This is a genomic window from Streptomyces sp. NPDC046909 (genome assembly GCF_040644695.1).
Classification (GTDB): domain Bacteria; phylum Actinomycetota; class Actinomycetes; order Streptomycetales; family Streptomycetaceae; genus Streptomyces.
In genome coordinates, this window is the sequence record NZ_JBEYXC010000004.1 from 762,494 (window position 1) to 775,984 (window position 13,491).

16 protein-coding genes are annotated in these 13,491 nt (G+C 70.1%); 14 read left to right on the plus strand and 2 right to left on the minus strand.

Going from position 1 to position 13,491, the window contains the following annotated elements; genetic code table 11:
- The first annotated feature begins 75 nt into the window (after positions 1 to 75).
- The 8 genes from lepB to ABZ928_RS16515 all read left to right on the plus strand — a co-directional run bounded on the left by lepB (position 76) and on the right by ABZ928_RS16515 (position 6,768).
- Positions 76 to 855, plus strand: coding sequence for a signal peptidase I (gene lepB / locus ABZ928_RS16480; protein WP_361518728.1), 780 nt, complete (start codon positions 76 to 78; stop codon positions 853 to 855).
- Positions 845 to 1,360: an NUDIX hydrolase gene (locus ABZ928_RS16485; protein WP_361518730.1), complete on the plus strand. Its 516-nt coding sequence runs from the start codon at positions 845 to 847 to the stop codon at positions 1,358 to 1,360. Before lepB ends, ABZ928_RS16485 begins: the two co-directional genes overlap by 11 nt.
- 56 nt (positions 1,361 to 1,416) lie before the next feature.
- A complete protein-coding gene (locus tag ABZ928_RS16490; RefSeq protein ID WP_005311352.1) occupies positions 1,417 to 1,725 on the plus strand; it encodes a DUF2469 domain-containing protein in 309 nt (102 codons plus the stop codon).
- A gap of 107 nt (positions 1,726 to 1,832) precedes the next feature.
- Entirely contained in the window at positions 1,833 to 2,204 is a 372-nt protein-coding gene (locus ABZ928_RS16495; protein WP_361518732.1) for a YraN family protein, read from the plus strand.
- Between the two features lies 1 nt (position 2,205).
- A complete protein-coding gene (locus tag ABZ928_RS16500; protein WP_361518734.1) occupies positions 2,206 to 3,831 on the plus strand; it encodes a YifB family Mg chelatase-like AAA ATPase in 1,626 nt (541 codons plus the stop codon).
- Complete coding sequence (gene dprA, locus ABZ928_RS16505; protein ID WP_361518736.1) at positions 3,828 to 4,991, plus strand: DNA-processing protein DprA; 1,164 nt, start codon at positions 3,828 to 3,830, stop codon at positions 4,989 to 4,991. Before ABZ928_RS16500 ends, dprA begins: the two co-directional genes overlap by 4 nt.
- A 282-nt stretch (positions 4,992 to 5,273) precedes the next feature.
- A complete protein-coding gene (gene whiG, locus ABZ928_RS16510; RefSeq protein ID WP_361518738.1) occupies positions 5,274 to 6,116 on the plus strand; it encodes an RNA polymerase sigma factor WhiG in 843 nt (280 codons plus the stop codon).
- A gap of 94 nt (positions 6,117 to 6,210) precedes the next feature.
- Positions 6,211 to 6,768: a helix-turn-helix domain-containing protein gene (locus tag ABZ928_RS16515; protein WP_361518938.1), complete on the plus strand. Its 558-nt coding sequence runs from the start codon at positions 6,211 to 6,213 to the stop codon at positions 6,766 to 6,768.
- Positions 6,769 to 6,939: 171 nt separating this feature from the next.
- On the opposite strand, the gene ABZ928_RS16520 is transcribed toward ABZ928_RS16515, so the two are convergent.
- On the minus strand, positions 6,940 to 7,524 hold the full coding sequence (locus ABZ928_RS16520; RefSeq protein ID WP_361518940.1) for a M23 family metallopeptidase: 585 nt from the start codon (positions 7,522 to 7,524) through the stop codon (positions 6,940 to 6,942).
- 256 nt (positions 7,525 to 7,780) lie between these two features.
- On the opposite strand from ABZ928_RS16520, the gene rpsB reads away from it, so the two are divergent.
- The 6 genes from rpsB to ABZ928_RS16550 all read left to right on the plus strand — a co-directional run bounded on the left by rpsB (position 7,781) and on the right by ABZ928_RS16550 (position 13,009).
- Entirely contained in the window at positions 7,781 to 8,692 is a 912-nt protein-coding gene (gene rpsB / locus ABZ928_RS16525; RefSeq protein WP_361518740.1) for a 30S ribosomal protein S2, read from the plus strand.
- Positions 8,693 to 8,787: 95 nt separating this feature from the next.
- Positions 8,788 to 9,624 carry a translation elongation factor Ts gene (gene tsf, locus ABZ928_RS16530; protein ID WP_361518741.1) on the plus strand — a complete coding sequence of 279 codons (837 nt, stop codon included), beginning with the start codon at positions 8,788 to 8,790 and terminating at the stop codon, positions 9,622 to 9,624.
- 189 nt (positions 9,625 to 9,813) lie between these two features.
- Positions 9,814 to 10,572 (plus strand): UMP kinase, encoded by a 759-nt coding sequence (gene pyrH / locus ABZ928_RS16535; RefSeq protein WP_361518743.1) that lies wholly within the window; start codon positions 9,814 to 9,816, stop codon positions 10,570 to 10,572.
- A 151-nt stretch (positions 10,573 to 10,723) separates the two neighbouring features.
- Positions 10,724 to 11,281: a ribosome recycling factor gene (gene frr, locus ABZ928_RS16540; RefSeq protein ID WP_041821334.1), complete on the plus strand. Its 558-nt coding sequence runs from the start codon at positions 10,724 to 10,726 to the stop codon at positions 11,279 to 11,281.
- Entirely contained in the window at positions 11,281 to 12,420 is a 1,140-nt protein-coding gene (locus ABZ928_RS16545) for a phosphatidate cytidylyltransferase (RefSeq protein WP_361518745.1), read from the plus strand. The genes frr and ABZ928_RS16545 overlap by 1 nt, the downstream gene beginning before the upstream one ends.
- A 139-nt stretch (positions 12,421 to 12,559) precedes the next feature.
- On the plus strand, positions 12,560 to 13,009 hold the full coding sequence (locus ABZ928_RS16550) for an SRPBCC family protein (protein WP_361518747.1): 450 nt from the start codon (positions 12,560 to 12,562) through the stop codon (positions 13,007 to 13,009).
- 8 nt (positions 13,010 to 13,017) lie between these two features.
- Here the strand turns inward: ABZ928_RS16550 and ABZ928_RS16555 are convergent, their stop codons facing one another.
- Positions 13,018 to 13,422, minus strand: a complete 405-nt coding sequence (locus tag ABZ928_RS16555) for a hypothetical protein (protein WP_361518749.1) — start codon at positions 13,420 to 13,422, stop codon at positions 13,018 to 13,020.
- Positions 13,423 to 13,491 lie beyond the last annotated feature (69 nt).

Genomic DNA, 13,491 nt, shown 5'->3' on the forward strand with positions numbered 1-13,491 from the left:
TTTACGGAGTCGGTGACCTTGGTCGCCGAAGAAGGGGCTGACCGGGTCCGGTACCGCCGGGTAGGGTGCGGACTCATGGGTGGCGAGAGCACGACACGTACGGCCCCGCGCAGCGGCGGCACCGACACGGGCCTGGTGGGCAGCCGGACCGGACAGCGACTGTCCGGGCTGGCCGTCGCGCTGGGCCTTGTGCTGTTCCTCGGCGGGTTCGCCTGGGGAGCGGTGGTCTACCGGCCGTACACCGTGCCCACCAGCTCGATGGCGCCCACCATCGGCGCCGGCGACCGGGTGCTCGCGCAGCGCATCGACGGCGGCGACATACGCCGGGGCGACGTCGTCGTCTTCACCGACAAGACCTGGGTGAGCAACGCCCCCGTGGTCAAGCGCGTGGTCGCGGTCGGCGGGGACACCGTCTCCTGCTGCACGGACGGCAAGCTGACCGTCAACGGCAAGCAGATCGACGAGCCCTATCTGCCCGAGGGCAGCGCGGCCGAGTGGAAGAACATCCCGAGCGTGACCGTCCCCGAGGGCCGGCTCTTCCTCCTCGGCGACGAGCGGCAGGGCTCCCTGGACTCCAGCGCCCACCTCACGGACGCCGCCAGCGGCACGGTCGCCCGGTCCGCCGTGTCGGCCCGCGTCGACGCCGTCGTATGGCCCATGAACGGCCTGCTGAAGCAGCCGACGGGCTTCGAGAAGCTCGGGGCGATCTCCGCGCCGGGGCCGCTGCGCACGATGACGGTCCTGATCGTGGCCGGTGCGGTGCTCGTGCTCGGCGGCGGCGCGTACGGCCCGATCGCCAAGCGGCTGGGAGGCCGCAGGTCCCGTGCCGGGACGGAGCCCGTGGGTGCGCGCTGAGGCCCAGGCGGACACCTACGAGGGCGGACTGCGCAAGGTCGCCAGGGTGGTGCTGCTCGATCCGGATGACCGCATCCTGCTCCTGCACGGCCATGAGCCGGACGATCCGGCGGACGACTGGTGGTTCACCCCTGGTGGCGGCGTCGAGGGCGAGGAGACTCGTGAAGAGGCCGCTCTGCGGGAACTCGCCGAGGAGACCGGAATCACCGAGGTGGAACTCGGGCCGGTGCTGTGGCGGCGGATGTGCTCCTTCCCGTTCGCGGGCCGCCGCTGGGACCAGGACGAGTGGTACTACCTGGCCCGTACGACCCAGACGGCCGTCGAGGCGCTGGGGCTGACCGAGCTGGAGCGGCGAAGTGTCGCGGGAGCACGCTGGTGGACGTGTCAGGAACTGACCCGGGCACATGAGACGGTGTATCCGACCAGACTCGCCGAGCTGCTCCGCAGGCTGCTCGACGAAGGTCCCCCGGCCGGGCCCGTGACCCTTGACACCGAAATCGTCTAGGGGCTGACGGGACTGGCGCACAATGGTGGGATCGCACGGCTGAAGGGGAACATGCCATGAGCGCCGAGGACCTCGAGAAGTACGAGACCGAGATGGAGCTGAAGCTCTATCGGGAGTACCGCGATGTCGTCGGTCTGTTCAAGTACGTGATCGAGACGGAGCGGCGCTTCTACCTGACGAACGACTACGAGATGCAGGTGCACTCGGTTCAGGGCGAGGTGTTCTTCGAGGTTTCGATGGCGGATGCGTGGGTCTGGGACATGTACCGGCCGGCGCGGTTCGTGAAGCAGGTGCGGGTGCTGACGTTCAAGGACGTGAACATCGAGGAGCTCAACAAGAGCGATCTGGAGCTTCCGGGGAGCTGACGTCTCCCCGTGGGGGTGACAGAGTTTTCCACAACCGCTGAGTAACTCACCAAGATCAACATCTTGGGCCGGGGTGCGTGACGGTTGGCGCCGGAGGTGGTGCCGACATGAACACGAATCTGGCACGCAGTGCACTCGGCAAGTACGGCGAGACCCTGGCCGCGCGGCGGCTGGCCGAGGCCGGGATGACGGTCCTGGAGCGCAACTGGCGCTGTGGCAGGACCGGGGAGATCGACATCGTGGCGCGGGACGGGGACGTCCTGGTCGTCTGCGAGGTCAAGACACGGCGGGCGGGCGCGTACGAGCACCCGATGGCCGCGGTCACCCCCGACAAGGCGGAACGCCTGCGAGGGCTCGCCGAGTGCTGGATCCACGCCCACGGGGGAGCACCGCCGGGCGGCGTCCGCATCGACCTCGTGGGCATCGTCCTGCCGACCCGCGGCGCACCCGTCGTCGAGCACGCGCGGGGGGTGGCCTGAGATGGGGTTCGCTCGTACGTGCTCGGTGGCACTGGTCGGGGTCGAGGGCGTGGTCGTCGAGGTCCAGGCGGATCTTGAGCCGGGGGTGGCGGCGTTCACGTTGGTGGGGTTGCCGGACAAGAGCCTGAGCGAGAGCCGGGATCGTGTCAGGGCTGCCGTGGTGAACTCGGGAGCCGAGTGGCCGCAGAAGAAGCTGACGGTCGGCCTCAGCCCGGCGTCGGTGCCGAAGGCCGGTTCGGGCTTCGACCTCGCCGTCGCGTGTGCGGTGCTCGGCGCCTCGGAACGGATCGATCCACGGGTGCTCGCCGACATCGTGATGATCGGAGAGCTGGGACTGGACGGACGGGTGCGCCCGGTCCGGGGCATCCTGCCGGCGGTGCTGGCCGCCGCGGACGCCGGATACGAGCAGGTCGTCGTACCGGAGTGCGCCGCCGCCGAGGCCTCACTCGTGCCCGGCATCTCCGTGCTGGGGGTGCGCACCCTGCGGCAGCTGATCGCGATCCTCGCCGACGAGCCCGTCCCCGACGAGGAGCCGGACGAAACGGGCCGCCCCGACCCGCTCCTGGCCGGTCTGCGCGTACCGGGAACAGGCGCGGCGACGGGGATGCACAGCATGGGGGCCGCCCAGCAGGACCTCGGACACGACCTGTCCGACGTCGTCGGCCAGCTCTCGGCCCGCACGGCGGTGGAGGTCTCGGCGGCCGGCGGCCACCATCTCTTCCTGGAGGGGCCGCCCGGCGCGGGCAAGACGATGCTCGCCGAGCGGCTGCCCGCCGTCCTGCCCAGGCTGACCCGCGAGGAGTCCCTCGAAGTCACCGCGGTGCACTCGGTGGCGGGCCTGCTGCCCCCGGGAAAGCCGCTGATCGACATCGCGCCCTACTGCGCCCCGCACCACTCGGCCACCATGCAGGCGTTGGTCGGCGGCGGGCCCGGCATCGCCAGGCCGGGCGCGGTGTCGCTGTCCCATCGAGGGGTTCTCTTCCTGGACGAGACGCCCGAGTTCAGCAGCCATGCCCTCGACGCGCTGCGGCAGCCCCTTGAGGCGGGCCATGTGGTGATCGCCCGCAGTGCGGGTGTCGTGCGGTTCCCGGCGAAGTTCCTGATGGTGCTCGCGGCCAACCCGTGCCCCTGCGGCCGTTTCTCGCAGACCGACGACTTCTGCGAATGCCCGCCGTCGTCGATCCGCCGGTACCAGGCCCGGCTCTCCGGCCCGCTGCTCGACCGGGTGGACCTGCGGGTGGAGGTCGACCGTGTGACACGGGCCCAGCTCACCGAGCGCGGCGCGCGGGGCGAGTCGACGGCGGTGGTCGCCGACCGGGTGCGGGCGGCCAGGGAGCGGGCGGCGGCGCGTCTCGTCGGTACACCGTGGCGGACCAACAGCGAGGTGCCGGGGCGTGAGCTGCGCAGCCGCTGGCAGGCCTCGCCCGGCGCGATGGACGACGCCGAGCGCAGCCTCGAACGCGGTGTGCTGACGGCCCGGGGCCTCGACCGCGTCCTGCGCGTCGCCTGGACCGTCGCCGACCTCGTCGGGCACGACCGGCCCGACGCGACCGATGTCGCCCTCGCGCTGCAACTGCGCACCGGGGTCCCCAGGGGCGTGCCCATGGCCATCGGGGCCCTCACGTGAGCGGAGGCGACGCCTCGGCCCCCGAACTGCTCGACCGTGTCTTCCTCACCCGTGTCATCGAGCCCGGCGACGAGGTCGCCGGGCGGTGGGTGCGGGAGTTCGGGGTGGGCGAGGTGGCTCGGCGGGTGCGGGAGGGGCGGGAGGTGTCGTTGCCGGGGGTGACCGGGAAGCGGTGGGGCGGGCTGGTGGCCCGAGGGAAGGGGGCCGATCCGGAGGGCGATCTCCGGGTCGCCCGGGACGCCGGGGTGCGGTTCGTGGGGCCGGGGGACCCCGAGTGGCCCGGGCAGCTCGATGATCTGGGGGACGCGCGGCCACTGGGGCTGTGGGTGCGCGGGGCGCCGAGTCTGCGGATGTGGGCGCTCAGATCGGTCGCCGTGGTGGGGGCCCGGGCGTGTACCGAGTACGGGGCTCATATGGCGGCCACCCTCGCCAACGGGCTCGCCGAGCGCGGGTGGGTCGTCGTGTCCGGCGGCGCCTACGGTGTCGACGGGGCCGCCCATCGCGGTGCCCTCGGGGCTGGCGGAGCCACCGTCGCCGTCCTCGCCTGCGGGGTCGACCGGCCGTACCCGCGGGGGCACACCCAGCTGATCACCAGGATCGCCGAACAGGGGCTGGTGATCGGCGAGTTGCCGCCCGGGGATCATCCGACGCCCAGCCGGTTCGTGCTGCGGAACCGGGTGATCGCCGCGCTGACCCGGGGGACCGTGGTCGTCGAGGCCGCGTATCGGAGCGGGTCGCTCGTCACCGCGCGGGCGGCGCAGCGGCTCGGGCGGCACACCATGGGCGTGCCCGGGCCGGCCACCAGCAGCCTGTCCGCCGGGGTGCACGAGCTGCTGCGCGGTGACGCGGTGCTGGTCACCGACGCCGAGGAGGTCGTCGAGCTGGTCGGCGACATGGGAGAGCTCGCTCCGGAGCGCAGAGGACCCGTGCTCCCGCTCGACCTGCTCGCGCCGGGCGCCCGGCAGGTTCTCGCCGCGCTGCCGTCACGCGGGGCGGCGACGGCGGCCGAGGTGGGGCGTGGTGCGCAGACGACCGAGGAGGACGCGATCGCCCGGCTGTACGAACTCCGAGCACTTGGTTACGTCGAACGACACGGCGACGGCTGGAAGTTGACACGCCAGATGATGATCTCCGTCCGCGGCGGTCGGAGTCGATGTTGACCGAGCGTGTTCGGCCGTCCGGGGGAACCCCTACGGCCTTGGGAATTCCCGCAGTTGGCCACTCGTCGCGGTCACGGAGAGCTACCGCCGTGACCCGGCGGGGCGGTCAAAGGAACGTATCTGCGCACGCCTTCCAGCCCGTCCTTCGCACACCGCGACACTCCAGTCACGCTACGCTCACGAGGATTCCGGTGCAGAACGGCAACTCGGCATCAGAACGACACCAGACAGACAGCTCACCCAGGCAACCCCACTTCACGGCAGAACGGCACAAGGCGACGAATGCCCCAGCACACCTCCGGGTCCGACCGGGCGGCGATCCCCCCAGCCGCCCGCGACGGTGGCAGCGTGCGGCCGCCCGCTCCCTCGACGCTCGACGAGCTGTGGCGCTCGTACAAGACGACCGGGGACGAGCGGCTGCGGGAGCAACTGATCCTGCACTACTCGCCGCTGGTGAAGTACGTGGCGGGACGGGTGAGCGTCGGTCTGCCGCCCAATGTCGAACAGGCCGACTTCGTCTCCTCGGGGGTCTTCGGGCTCATCGACGCGATCGAGAAGTTCGACATCGACCGGGAGATCAAGTTCGAGACGTACGCGATCACGCGGATCCGGGGCGCGATGATCGACGAGCTCCGGGCACTGGACTGGATCCCGCGGTCGGTGCGGCAGAAGGCGCGGAACGTGGAGCGGGCGTACGCGACGCTGGAGGCGCGGCTGCGGCGGACGCCGAGCGAGGGCGAGGTGGCCGCGGAGATGGGCATCGCGGTGGACGAACTCCACTCGGTCTTCAGCCAGTTGTCGCTCGCCAACGTGGTCGCGCTGGAAGAGTTGCTGCATGTCGGGGGTGAGGGCGGGGACGGGCTCAGCGTGATGGACACGCTGGAGGACACCGCCGCCGACAACCCGGTGGAAGTGGCCGAGGACCGGGAGCTGCGGAGGTTTCTGGCGCGGGCGATCAACACCCTGCCCGAGCGGGAGAAGACCGTGGTCACGCTCTACTACTACGAGGGGCTCACCCTCGCCGAGATCGGGAACGTGCTGGGTGTGACCGAGAGCCGGGTCAGCCAGATCCACACCAAGTCGGTGCTGCAACTGCGCGCGAAACTGGCCAGCTTCGGGCGCTGACCTGGTCCGATGAGCGCTCCTTGAGCCGAGTGACTCCCGTCCGGGGTGGTGCGTCCGTAAAGTGGACGACGTGCCAAGGATTCGAGCGGCCTCCGTGGCCGAGCACCGGTCGATGCAGCGAGCCGCCCTGCTGGACGCGGCTCGGTCTTTGCTGTCCGAGGGTGGGACGGAGGCGCTGACGTTCCCGGCTCTCGCCGAGCGGACGGGGCTGGCGCGGTCGTCCGTGTACGAGTACTTCCGGTCTCGGGCCGCGGTGGTCGAGGAGCTGTGCGAGGTCGACTTCCCGGTCTGGGCTGCGGAGGTCTCGGCGGCGATGGCTGCGGCGGAGGGGGCCGAGGCCAAGGTCGAGGCGTATGTGCGGCGGCAGCTGGGGCTGGTGGGGGATCGGCGGCATCGGGCTGTTGTCGCGATCTCGGCGAGTGAGCTGGATGCGGGGGCTCGGGAGAAGATCCGGGCCGCGCACGGGGGGCTTGTGGCGATGATCGCCGAGGCGCTGGGGGAACTTGGGCATTCTGAGCCTCGGCTTGCCGCGATGTTGTTGCAGGGGGTTGTGGACGCGGCTGTGCGGCGGATCGAGCTGGGGGCGGCGGAGGATCCTGCGGCGATTACTGATGCTGCGGTGAGTATGGCTCTGCGGGGTGTGCGGGGCTGAGGTCGGTGGGGGGGCTGAGGTTGGGGTGGGTTCGCTCGCCCGCGCTGGCGGGGTGCCGCCTGCGCCCACCCGTGCCGCCCCAGGCGGCACGCATGCCCGCAGGCTAGGCAGGTTTGGAGGGTGCCGCCTGTTTCGGTGGGCGTCGCCCCAGGCGGCACGCATGCCCGCAGCCTAAGTAGCGGGAGTGGGTAGCGGGACTCCCAGCACCGGCAACAGCCTCGACGGGCCCCTCCTCAGCAGCCACGGTGGTAGCAGTGACAGTGGGTCCAAGTAGGTGTCGCCCCTCCGTAAGCCCCAGTGCACGCACGTAGTCGTGCAGTGCGAGCCCGTTGCCTCCACCGTGCCGATCACCTCGCCCGCTGCCACCTCCGTGCCTTTCTCCACCATCGGCGTCACCGGTTCGTAGGTCGTTCGCAGGTCCGTGCCCGTCAGTTCCACCGAGAGCACCCCCCTTCCCGCCACCCGGCCCGCGTACAGCACCCGGCCCGCCGCCACCGCTCGTACTGGTGTGCCCGGTGTCGCCGCCAGGTCGACGCCCCGGTGGCCGCGGCTGTAGGCCGTTGCCGGGGGTTCCCAGGCGCGTAGGACCGAGGGGCGCACGCCCACCGGCCAGGTGCGGCCGATGGCCGGGACCGAGGGGGTCGGGGTGGTCGGAGGTGGGGGTGGGGCGGGGTCGCCGAGCACCGGGGCTGGGGTCAGTAGCGCCAGCAGCAGGGCCAGGAGCGAGGCCAGGCCCAATCTGCTCGCACATCGCATCGGTCGCATGGCGAAACCGTGGCCGAGAGCGCCGGATCGCGGCCGGACCTGTGGGCTACCGGCCGGTTGTGGACAGCGGCGTCACCCGGTGCCTCGCGGGTCCCGTACACTTCTTCTGGCGATCCGGGTCACCGGGTCGACTTCGCACGCCCCGACACGGCGGCCGGCAACGGTCCCTGTCAGCGCCCCTCGGTCCTTCGTGGCACGGCGCATGTGGGCGTCAGGTACATAACCGAGAAAAACAAGGAGAACGGCCATGGCCGTCGTCACGATGCGGGAGCTGCTGGAAAGCGGCGTCCACTTCGGTCACCAGACCCGTCGTTGGAACCCGAAGATGAAGCGCTTCATCTTCACGGAGCGCAACGGCATCTACATCATCGACCTGCTCCAGTCGCTGTCGTACATCGACCGCGCCTACGAGTTCGTCAAGGAGACCGTCGCCCACGGCGGCACGGTCATGTTCGTCGGCACGAAGAAGCAGGCGCAGGAGGCGATCGCCGAGCAGGCGACCCGCGTCGGCATGCCCTTCGTGAACCAGCGCTGGCTGGGCGGCATGCTCACCAACTTCTCGACCGTCTACAAGCGTCTGCAGCGCCTCAAGGAGCTCGAGCAGATCGACTTCGAGGACGTCGCCGCGTCCGGTCTGACCAAGAAGGAGCTTCTCGTGCTCTCGCGCGAGAAGGCCAAGCTGGAGAAGACCCTCGGCGGTATCCGCGAGATGCAGAAGGTGCCCAGCGCCGTCTGGATCGTGGACACCAAGAAGGAGCACATCGCGGTCGGCGAGGCCCGGAAGCTCAACATCCCGGTCGTCGCCATCCTCGACACCAACTGCGACCCCGACGAGGTCGACTACAAGATCCCGGGCAACGACGACGCGATCCGCTCCGTCACCCTGCTCACCCGCGTGATCGCCGACGCCGTCGCCGAGGGCCTCATCGCCCGCTCCGGCGTCGCCACCGGCGACAAGGGTGACAAGGGCGCGGGCGAGCCGCTCGCCGCGTGGGAGCGCGACCTGCTCGAGGGCGAGAAGAAGGCCGAGGAGGCCCCGGCCGCCGAGGCTCCGGCCGCCGCTGAGGCGCCCGCCGCCGAGGCCGCTGCCGAAGCCCCCGCTGAGGCTCCCGCCGAGGCCGCTGCCGAGGCTCCGGCCGCCGAGGCCGAGCAGGCCTGACCCCCTCACCCCTTCGGGTCAACTGACGGCGGGGGCCCCTAAGCCCCCGCCGTCGGCCCGTAGATCTTCAGACTTCGAGAGAGATTCCAGGAATCATGGCGAACTACACCGCCGCCGACGTCAAGAAGCTCCGTGAGCTCACCGGCGCCGGCATGATGGACTGCAAGAAGGCCCTGGACGAGGCCGAGGGCGATGTCGACAAGGCCGTAGAGGCCCTGCGCATCAAGGGCCAGAAGGGCGTCGCCAAGCGCGAGGGCCGCTCCGCCGAGAACGGCGCCGTGGTCTCCCTCATCGCCGACGACAACACCTCCGGTGTCCTCGTCGAGCTGAAGTGCGAGACGGACTTCGTCGCCAAGGGTGAGAAGTTCCAGGCCGTCGCCAACCAGCTCGCGCAGCACGTCGCCGCGACCTCCCCGGCTGACCTGGAGGCCCTGCTCGCCTCCGAGATCGAGGCCGGCAAGACCGTCCAGGCGTTCGTGGACGAGGCCAACGCCAACCTCGGCGAGAAGATCGTCCTGGACCGCTTCGCGCAGTTCGCCGACGGCTTCGTCTACGCCTACATGCACCGCACCATGCCCGACCTGCCCCCGCAGATCGGTGTCCTGGTCGAGCTGGACAAGGCCGACGCCGACCTGGCCAAGGGTGTCGCCCAGCACATCGCCGCCTTCGCGCCGAAGTGGCTCTCCAAGGAGGACGTGCCGGCCGAGGTCGTCGAGTCCGAGCGCCGCGTCGCCGAGGAGACCACCCGCGCCGAGGGCAAGCCCGAGGCCGCCCTGCCGAAGATCGTCGAGGGTCGCGTCAACGGCTTCTTCAAGGACGCCACGCTGCTCGGTCAGCCGTACGCGCTCGACAACAAGAAGTCCGTCCAGAAGGTTCTGGACGAGGCCGGTGTCACCCTGAAGCGCTTCACGCGTATCAAGGTCGGCATCTGAGTCCGTGCCGCGAGCGGCGCACCGGCCCGATAGGGTCGGGAGCAGTCGTCCGGTACGCCGTCACGCACGCGCGTGACGGACGACAGCAGATCTGACGAGGAGGCCATTGCCGAGCATGGGATGCGAACCAGTTCCCATCGGCAATGGCCTTCTTCGTATGTGCGACCCGTTGAAAGAAGCGAGAATCCCATGACCACCAAGGCCCAGAAGAGCGACGACGGCAAAGTACGCGGCCGGTTTCTGCTGAAGCTGTCCGGAGAGGCCTTCTCCGGTGGCGGGGGCCTGGGCGTGGACCCGGACGTGGTGCACAAGATCGCCCGCGAGATCGCGGCCGTGGTGCGCGACGGAGCGGAGATCGCGGTCGTCATCGGCGGCGGCAACTTCTTCCGCGGCGCCGAACTCCAGCAGCGCGGCATGGACCGCGCCCGCTCCGACTACATGGGCATGCTCGGCACCGTGATGAACTGCCTCGCCCTCCAGGACTTCCTGGAGAAGGAGGGCATCGACAGCCGGGTCCAGACCGCCATCACCATGGGCCAGGTCGCCGAGCCGTACATCCCGCTGCGCGCCGTGCGCCACCTGGAGAAGGGCCGTGTGGTCATCTTCGGCGCCGGTATGGGCATGCCGTACTTCTCCACCGACACCACCGCCGCCCAGCGCGCCCTGGAGATCGACGCCGAGGCGCTGCTCATGGGCAAGAACGGGGTGGACGGGGTCTACGACTCCGACCCCAAGAAGAACCCCGACGCGGTCAAGTTCGACTCCCTCGGCTACGGCGAGGTCATCACCCGCGACCTCAAGGTCGCCGACGCCACCGCCATCACGCTGTGCCGCGACAACAAGCTCCCGATCCTCGTCTTCGAGCTTCTGACGGAGGGCAATATCGCGCGCGCCGTCAAGGGTGAGAAGATCGGCACGCTCGTGGGTGACCAAGTCAGCCACGGCTGAGGACATCAGCCAGGGCTGATGACCCTGACCGGGGGATGGACAATGTCCTGCCGGTCGGGAACCGTGCAGGAAGAAGACGCGACGCAGCCGGCCGCCGCCCCTCACCAAGGAACCGCAGCCGGGCCTTACTCAAGACACGCAGGAGCAAGTGGTGATCGAAGAGACCCTCCTCGAGGCCGAGGAGAAGATGGAGAAGGCCGTCGTGGTCGCCAAGGAGGACTTCGCCGCGATCCGCACCGGTCGTGCGCACCCGGCGATGTTCAACAAGATCGTGGCCGACTACTACGGCGCGCCGACGCCGATCAACCAGCTGGCTTCGTTCTCCGTGCCGGAGCCGCGCATGGCCGTGGTGACCCCGTTCGACAAGAGCGCGCTGCGCAACATCGAGCAGGCGATCCGCGACTCCGACCTGGGCGTCAACCCGAGCAACGACGGCAACATCATCCGAGTGGTGTTCCCCGAGCTCACCGAGGAGCGCCGCCGCGACTACATCAAGGTCGCCAAGGGCAAGGCCGAGGACTCGCGCGTGTCCATCCGCTCGGTCCGCCGCAAGGCCAAGGACGCGATCGACAAGCTCGTCAAGGACGGCGAGGTCGGCGAGGACGAGGGCCGCCGTGCGGAGAAGGAGCTCGACGACGCGACGCACAAGTACGTCGCTCAGGTGGACGAGCTCCTGAAGCACAAGGAAGCGGAGCTGCTCGAGGTCTGATGAACGACTCTTCCTGGGGGGCGCCGCCACAAGCCGGGTACTGGGGGCCGTCCGACCAGGGGCCTGTCCAGGGGGCTGCCCCGGCGGGTCCCGCGTACGATGCGCCTGAGGCGCAGCACACTCGCCCCATGCCCATCGTGCCCGACGGACCCGCCTACGGCGGAGACCAGGACGACGACCGGGGGGCCGCTCGGCTGAGCGGCCCCTTGTTCCGAGACGAGACGTTCCGCACCGAGTCACCGTCGGCGCAGCCCCGTGCGGCGGCGCCGCAGAATCCGGAGCCCATGCCCGACTCCCCGCAGCCGGCGCCCGCGCCGCAGAAGAAGAGCGCGGGGCGTGACCTGGGTGCGGCCATAGGCGTCGGAGTCGGGCTCGGCGTGGTGATCGTCGCGTCGCTGTTCGTCGTCAAGGCCGTGTTCGTCGGTGTCGTGGCGGTCGCGGTCGTCGTCGGTCTGTGGGAGCTGACCTCCCGCCTGGAGGAGCGCAAGGGCATCAGGGCGCCCCTCGTTCCGCTGGCGGTCGGCGGTGCGGCCATGGTCGTCGCCGGATACGTCCGGGGCGCCGAGGGCGCCTGGGTGGCGATGGCGCTCACCGCGCTGGCCGTCCTGGTCTGGCGGATGACGGAACCGCCGGAGGGCTACCTCAAGGACGTCACCGCGGGCGTCTTCGCGGCCTTCTACGTCCCGTTCCTGGCCACGTTCGTCGCGATGATGCTCACCGCCGACGACGGCGCGTTCCGCGTCATGACGTTCCTGGTCCTCACGGTCGTCAGCGACACCGGGGCGTACGCCATCGGCTGGCGCTTCGGCAAGCACAAGCTCGCTCCGCGCATCAGCCCCGGCAAGACCCGTGAGGGCCTGCTGGGCGCGGTGTCGTTCGCGATGGTGGCGGGCGCGCTGTGCATGCAGTTCCTGATCGACGAGGGCACCTGGTGGCAGGGCCTGCTCCTGGGCCTCGCGGTCGCGGCCAGTGCGACGCTGGGTGACCTCGGCGAGTCGATGATCAAGCGGGACCTCGGCATCAAGGACATGGGCACGCTGCTGCCGGGGCACGGCGGCATCATGGACCGGCTGGACTCCCTGCTGCCGACGGCGCCGGTGGTCTGGCTGCTGCTGGTGCTGTTCGTCGGCTCCGGCTGATCGTTTCCGTACGACTGGTCGTCTCCGTACATGGGTGGAGCCCCCGCTTCGGCGGGGGCTCCTCCTGTTCTACGGGCTTCCGCGGTGGGACGATTCCCGTGTAAGCCCTCGAAAGGGATCGCCCTGGAAGGAGGGCGTCATGTCCACCATCCGTGAAGTGATCGACGTCGACCGCAGTCCCGAGGACGTCTACGCGTACATCACCGACCCCTCCCACCTGCCGGAATGGCAGCTGAGCGCCGTCAAGGCGGAACCGCTCGACGAAGGGCCGATGCACGCCGGATCCCGGGTCCGGGTCATCCGGCGGATCGGGAACCGCGAGATCCCGATGACCGTCCAGTTCGACGAGCTCGACCCTCCGCACAGCTGGGATCTGCACGGGATCGAAGGGCCCGTACGGCCCCGTACCCACGGTGAGATCGAGTCGCTCGACGACGGGCGCCGGTCCCGCGTGACCATAGAGATCGACTTCGAGGGGCACGGCCTCGGCAGGGCCCTGGTCCCCCTCGTCGTCCGCCCGCAGGTCCGCAAGGAGCTGCCCCGGGACGAGCGGCTGCTCAAGGAGCGCCTGGAAGGCACCGCGACCTAGGACGTGACCTAGGACGTGCAGACGTCCTTCAGCTCATCGGCGGCGGCGTCGATCCGGCTGCTGTCCGGGTCGGTGTCGCCGTCCAGGACGGCCTTGTTGTAGTCGTCGATGGCCTTGGCCAGGTCGTCGACGGCCTTGTCCACCTTGCCGTCGTCCGTGGTGTCGTCGATCTTGTCGAGGTTCTCCTCGATGGTGACGATGGACTCGTCGGTCTTCGAGGGATCCTTCGCCGCGTCCCAGCCCGCCTCGTGGATGGCCTTCAGACTGTCGGCGATCGTGTCGGCGTTGGTGAGGCAGTCGAGCGCGTTGTCGGTGTCCTCGCAGCCGGTCAGCAGCCCGGCGGTCAGGGTGACGGCGGCGACGGTGGTGGCGACGGCGGCGATACGGCGTCGGCGGCGGCGGTTGACGGCCATGGAACGGTCCCCTCCTGGAAGGCACAGAGCGCTGATGCGAGCTGTGCCGACCACGATTCCGCCCACACG

What these genes read in the sequence shown, in the direction of transcription:
- ABZ928_RS16550 (WP_361518747.1), top strand. Translation starts at nt 12,560, where the DNA reads ATGTCCACCATCCGTGAAGTGATCGACGTCGACCGCAGTCCCGAGGAC.
- lepB (WP_361518728.1), top strand. Translation starts at nt 76, where the DNA reads ATGGGTGGCGAGAGCACGACACGTACGGCCCCGCGCAGCGGCGGCACC.
- ABZ928_RS16520 (WP_361518940.1), bottom strand. Translation starts at nt 7,524, where the DNA reads ATGCGATGTGCGAGCAGATTGGGCCTGGCCTCGCTCCTGGCCCTGCTG.
- pyrH (WP_361518743.1), top strand. Translation starts at nt 9,814, where the DNA reads ATGACCACCAAGGCCCAGAAGAGCGACGACGGCAAAGTACGCGGCCGG.
- ABZ928_RS16555 (WP_361518749.1), bottom strand. Translation starts at nt 13,422, where the DNA reads ATGGCCGTCAACCGCCGCCGCCGACGCCGTATCGCCGCCGTCGCCACC.
- ABZ928_RS16500 (WP_361518734.1), top strand. Translation starts at nt 2,206, where the DNA reads ATGGGGTTCGCTCGTACGTGCTCGGTGGCACTGGTCGGGGTCGAGGGC.
- rpsB (WP_361518740.1), top strand. Translation starts at nt 7,781, where the DNA reads ATGGCCGTCGTCACGATGCGGGAGCTGCTGGAAAGCGGCGTCCACTTC.
- ABZ928_RS16545 (WP_361518745.1), top strand. Translation starts at nt 11,281, where the DNA reads ATGAACGACTCTTCCTGGGGGGCGCCGCCACAAGCCGGGTACTGGGGG.
- ABZ928_RS16495 (WP_361518732.1), top strand. Translation starts at nt 1,833, where the DNA reads ATGAACACGAATCTGGCACGCAGTGCACTCGGCAAGTACGGCGAGACC.
- tsf (WP_361518741.1), top strand. Translation starts at nt 8,788, where the DNA reads ATGGCGAACTACACCGCCGCCGACGTCAAGAAGCTCCGTGAGCTCACC.
- ABZ928_RS16490 (WP_005311352.1), top strand. Translation starts at nt 1,417, where the DNA reads ATGAGCGCCGAGGACCTCGAGAAGTACGAGACCGAGATGGAGCTGAAG.
- whiG (WP_361518738.1), top strand. Translation starts at nt 5,274, where the DNA reads ATGCCCCAGCACACCTCCGGGTCCGACCGGGCGGCGATCCCCCCAGCC.